This is a genomic window from Mesorhizobium sp. Arg314, from assembly GCF_053714275.1.
Map to the genome: position 1 here is coordinate 1 of NZ_JBSKBP010000180.1, position 959 is coordinate 959.

1 protein-coding gene is annotated in these 959 nt (G+C 65.2%); it reads left to right on the forward strand.

The features are described 5' to 3' along the window. On the forward strand, nucleotides 1-959 hold a 959-nt coding region (locus tag ACWGS9_RS34950; protein ID WP_454509446.1), incomplete at both ends, for a glycoside hydrolase family 127 protein.

Sequence of the window (959 nt, forward strand, 5' to 3'; positions counted from 1 at the left end):
GGCCAGCAGCCGCATTACTTTCACGAGGAGGCGCTGGCGCGCGGCGCCGACCACAAGGCTTTGCACTTCAAGACCTACGAATACAGCCAGTCGCACAAGCCGGTGCGCGAGCAGGACAAGGTCGTCGGCCACGCGGTCAGGGCGATGTATCTCTATTCCGGCATGGCCGACATCGCGACCGAATATGGCGACGACACGCTCAAGGTGGCGCTCGAGCGGCTGTGGGACGATCTGACGACCAAGAGCCTCTATGTCACCGGCGGTCTCGGGCCGTCGGGGCACAATGAGGGCTTCACCAGCGATTACGACCTGCCAAACGAGAGCGCCTATGCCGAGACCTGCGCCTCGGTCGGCCTGGTGTTCTGGGCAAGCCGCATGCTCGGCATGGGGCCGAACGCCCGCTACGCCGACATGATGGAACGCGCGCTCTACAACGGCTCGATCTCGGGCCTGTCGCTCGATGGCTCGCTGTTCTTCTACCAGAACCCGCTGGAGAGCCGCGGCGGCCACCATCGCTGGAAGTGGCACCACTGCCCGTGCTGCCCGCCCAATATCGGCCGCATGGTGGCCTCGATCGGCAGCTATTTCTACGGCCTCGCCGACGATGCCCTGGCGGTGCATCTCTACGGTGACTCGACCGCCCGCTTCGAGATCGCCGGCCGGCAGGTCAGCCTCGTCCAGACCAGCAATTATCCGTGGGACGGCGCGGTCTCGATCGAGGTTGGACCGGAGGCGTCGGTGGAATTCACGCTCTATCTGCGCATACCCGCCTGGTGCCGCAAGGCGGCGCTAAAGGTGAACGGCAAGCTGGTCGATCTCGATGCGGCGACGAGCGACGGCTATGCCGCAATCCGGCGCGAATGGCGCAAGGCCGACAAGGTCGAGCTCGACCTCGATATGTCGATGGGCCGCGTCTTCGCCAACCCGCATGTGCGCCAGGATATAGGCCGCGTCGCGCT